Raw genomic sequence first — 4,430 nt, 5'->3', positions numbered from 1 at the left:
TGGACTACACTTTTGTATTTTAAAATCTTATGTACCGCTTTCGCGAAAAGTACACCGCGACTTTAAAATACTTCAGTTCGTCTCAAATTATTCGTTCTTTTTTAACGATAAACAAAAATTGTTCCACATTTTTCTGCTCTTTTTATAAATTGAGACAGTAGTTGTCGTAACAATTTTTAAAATATTTAGTAGTAAATAATAACTAAATTTTGTAAAATTAGGACAAAATAAATAAATGCAATAATAAAAAATTATGGAAATAAAATCATTAGAAAATAAAATATTATGTGGAGATTCGGCAAAAGTTTTAAAGAATTTTCCAGATAATTTTGTTGATTTAGTTGTTACTTCTCCACCTTATGATCAGTTAAGAAATTATAATGGATTCTCTTTAGATTTACATTCAATAGGAGTAGAACTATTCCGTGTGTTGAAAGAAGGAGGAATAGTTGCGATGGTAATACAAGATTCTACAAAAGATTTTTGCAAATCATTAACATCGTATAGAACAATTTTGGATTGGTGTGATAATATAGGATTTAAACTTTTTGAAACCGTTATATATCATAAAAATGGGACAGAAGGCGCTTGGTGGAAAAACAGATTTAGAGTTGATCATGAATATATGCCAATATTTTTGAAAGGTAAAAAACCACAATATTTTAATAAAGAACCATTAAAAATTCCTTCAAAACATGGAGGTAAAGTAATGACAGGAAGTGGTAATCGCAGAACGGATGGAACAACATCTAAAACCGTAACTAGAAAAATAAATATAATGAAATGTAGGGGAACAGTATGGGATTATATGATGGCAGGAGATAAAAACAATTTAAAGAGAATGCATCCGGCACCATTTCCAGATAAAATACCATATGATTTTATACAATGTTTTTGCCCTAAACAAGGAATAGTTTTAGATCCCTTTATTGGTTGCGGCTCAACTGCAGTCATGGCAGATAAATTAAACAGAAAGTATATTGGAATTGATATTTCAAAAGAATATTGCGAATTGGCTAAAAAAAGATTAAGTATAGAAAATAGACAGGAGGAAATAGATGCCTTCAAATATTGAAACTTTACTTAATGATAGAAGAGAAGAAAAAATAAATTATAATGACATAATAGAAAAATATCCTTGGATAGTGGAAGAAAACCATTGTTGTGTTTTAAGTCCTGATAGTGATGGCTTTTTATGTGGTTTATTTATGTCAAAGTTTAGAAATTGGAAAATCGTTGGTTTTTATGACGATAAACTTGCTGTTATTAATAGAGAGTTCTTAAATCAAAATCCTATATTCTTAGATGGTGAAATTTTTAGAAAAGGTATTAGAAGTATGGGACATCATATGGTAATGGTGAACAAAAGAAGGAAACCTACAAATTTTGATATTGGTTTTTCAAATTGTATTCAACCTAATCTTTTAAGACAGTATGATAGAAAAGAGTTTAGATTAAAATATCCTTTAGCAACTATTCATTTGTTAGTAAGTATTTTAGCATATGCTCAAAAAGAAAATAATCCTATAGTAATATCAGAAAAAGCAATACCACCACTATTCTTTACAGATGGTGTTTTTCAAGTATTATTTTCTTATCCTGAAAATGTATTGAATTGGTTGCAGTATTTACGTATAGATGAAACATGGAATCCTTTGAAACAAATATTTGAAAATGATAGATATACTGTTTTTACTTTAATGAAAGAAATGAATTCTTTTTTTAGAAAAAGAGATCAAATAAGTGTTAGCAGAGAAAGAGGTGATAGATTACGTATTTCAAATAAAGAAGGAAATCCTGAAAATATAAATAATATTGAAATGGGAATATGTAGTATTAATTTGGAAGCTAAAGATAGAATAAATAAGTTTATTGGTTTAGTTGCATCTTTAACAGATTGGAATTTTATTTGTGATGATTGGTTGTGCTGGGAAAATTTACAATATTTTAAGTTTACTAAGGGTAGTTTTAAAGAAGATGGAAAAAATATTACTAATGCTAATTTTTCAGAGTTTATAAATAGGAATCCTTTGTCTTGGGCTATGACATCTAATGATAATATAGAATATACTATAGAAACACCTGCAAAATTTCCATTTGATATATATAAGACAAAAATATAGGGAAAGTTTTATTTTATTTTCTTCTTTCTAACACAAAATCTTAAGGTCTTAAACAACAACGACGACAAACAACGAACCGCAAAAATCTTTAAATCCTTTGGAAACAACTAATGATGTGCCAAATATTTGTTTTTGTTATTTATCGGTGTGTTTTTTAATAAAATTGTCATAAAATACCCCCATAACTTGAATTTTTATATAAAAAACTGTAGAATAACAATACTTAACAGCAAAGAAACAGAAGATAGAGAATATACTTGCCTTGAAAAAATAAAAGATAATTATCCTAAATATGTCATAACAAAAAATGATTTGTTTCAACATAGAAATGGTATAAAACATATAAACATCGTTGATTTTATAAAATTAGAAAAAATCATTTGACATTACACTTCAGGCGGCAAATATTTCGTTATAGCTTAAAATATGTAAATCTTTTGAAAGCTAAGAATAAGGGGAAATAAACAATACAAACATTTCTATTTTGTTATTATTCTTGAGAAATAAATCCTATTGAGAACAACGGTTTTTTGTCTTTAGTATTGTTGTCTATTGAATCTGCAAGAATAATTTTCTTGTTTAAAGATAATCCTTTAAATTGACTTCTGCCTTTGCTTTTACCGCCTATTTCTATTGCGATATCTTCGTTATCTTCCAAAATATAATCTGCGGTTTTCTTTCCCGTTGTTGATTTTAAATAGAATATTTTTTTGTTTAATGCCCAAAAGGTTGAAATAAAAAAATCTTCTCTCAATGCACCTATACATTCCGTAAAATCTTTATAAATTAATCTGTAAGGTAAAGCCATTAAAATTTTCGGTTCTTTTAGAACATTAGTTCCTTTCGGAAATACCCGATACACAATAAATGCTCTTTCTAATAAAGAAAGATATTGTTCGGCTTTGTATTTAGTTATTTTTAAATTGTTTGATATACTTGTATAATTTATTCCATCCACATCGGATAATGCAATAAACCTTACTAACTTTTTTATTATTTCCGTTTCATCTACGGTTATAGGTTCTATTTTAGGAATATCCTTATTTATAACGGTTTCAAGTATGTTTTTTAATAATGGTAGTACATCAGGTTCTTGTAAAGCAAAAGGCATTAAGTCGCCTTTTAAATAAGAATAAAAATATTGACTGTATTGCAAATATTTAACAGGAATTTCTTTGTTATAAATATCTTTAGAACTGATATTATCAATTTTCTTGTCGTATTTAAAGTTTATATATTCCATAAATGAAAAAGGATATAATGTTTTTAATAAAAGTCTTCTTGATAAGTCGTATTTTGATTTATACATTCCTAATGCAGTAGAACTTGTTAAAAATATTTTGATGTTTCTTGTTTCAAAAACATCGTAAAGCATTTTTAATTCTTTATCAAAGTTTTTATATGTATGAACTTCATCAAGAAAAAAAATTTTAATTTTTAAAGTTTCATTTAATTTTTTTATTATTTCAAATAAATCATCATCTATTGTATCAACAGAAATGTAGAAAGAATTTTTGTAGTAATTAGCCAATTGTTTTAAAAGAATTGTTTTACCTACACCTCTGGGACCGACAATTCCCACAAAATGTTTTCCTTTAGAATTTGTTAATTTATAAAACAAATTTCTAAATTTTGTATATTTTTTAACGGATTCTTTTGCTATTGAATCTAATTCTATAAGTTTATTTATATCCACAATAAATCTCTTAAAATATAATTTTGTAAAATTATTTTACAAAATAATATATATTTTGTCAAATATTTTTATAAAACATAATAATCTTTGTTTTTGTAATAAAATTTGTATAGCAAATAAATAGTTAAAAAACAAATAAAAAATACTTGAACTTATTTGTCTCATTTGAGACAATTAACTTAAATCTTTTAACTAATACAACAAACGCCCAATAACTTTATTTCCGAACAATTTGTAAATCTTTTGAATACACCAACGGCAGTAATAAAATTGTTATCATTTTGACAAAAATTTTATTAAATAATACAATGAAACAAAAGTGCGTATTTACGCATTTTTGTAAAGTAGACTGTTCTAAAGGAGGGTAAATGATTTTTAAAAGAGATTCTTATATTAATAAATTAATAAATAATAAAAATAATAGTTTTATCAAAGTTATTACAGGTATAAGAAGGTGCGGAAAATCTTACCTGTTATTTAATTTATATTACAACTATCTGCTATCTATAGGTGTTGATAAAAAACATATAATTGCTATTAATTTGGAAAATGACGAATATGAAAATTTATATGACAGAACTAAATTAAGAGAATATATAAAAAGTAAAATT

At 25.6% G+C, this 4,430-nt stretch carries 4 protein-coding genes; 3 read left to right on the top strand and 1 reads right to left on the bottom strand.

Going from position 1 to position 4,430, the window contains the following annotated elements; all coding sequences use genetic code 11:
* Positions 1-253 precede the first annotated feature (253 nt).
* Together ACMUOV_RS01825 and ACMUOV_RS01820 are read left to right on the top strand one after the other, a co-directional pair.
* On the top strand, positions 254-1,075 hold the full coding sequence (locus ACMUOV_RS01825; protein WP_413853216.1) for a DNA-methyltransferase: 822 nt from the start codon (positions 254-256) through the stop codon (positions 1,073-1,075).
* Positions 1,059-2,123 carry a hypothetical protein gene (locus ACMUOV_RS01820; protein WP_413853214.1) on the top strand — a complete coding sequence of 355 codons (1,065 nt, stop codon included), beginning with the start codon at positions 1,059-1,061 and terminating at the stop codon, positions 2,121-2,123. Before ACMUOV_RS01825 ends, ACMUOV_RS01820 begins: the two co-directional genes overlap by 17 nt.
* Positions 2,124-2,613: 490 nt before the next feature.
* Here ACMUOV_RS01820 and ACMUOV_RS01815 read toward each other — a convergent pair whose 3' ends face one another.
* Complete coding sequence (locus tag ACMUOV_RS01815; RefSeq protein ID WP_413853212.1) at positions 2,614-3,819, bottom strand: ATP-binding protein; 1,206 nt, start codon at positions 3,817-3,819, stop codon at positions 2,614-2,616.
* A 368-nt stretch (positions 3,820-4,187) separates the two neighbouring features.
* Here ACMUOV_RS01815 and ACMUOV_RS01810 point away from each other — a divergent pair.
* Positions 4,188-4,430 (top strand): AAA family ATPase (locus ACMUOV_RS01810; RefSeq protein ID WP_413853210.1); only part of this gene is annotated, 243 nt, incomplete at its 3' end.

This window comes from Candidatus Ruminimicrobium bovinum, from assembly GCF_902760015.1.
GTDB lineage: Bacteria > Elusimicrobiota > Endomicrobiia > Endomicrobiales > Endomicrobiaceae > Ruminimicrobium > Ruminimicrobium bovinum.
The sequence above is the reverse complement of the archived record's forward strand: the minus strand, read 5'-3'. Positions and strand labels throughout refer to the sequence as shown.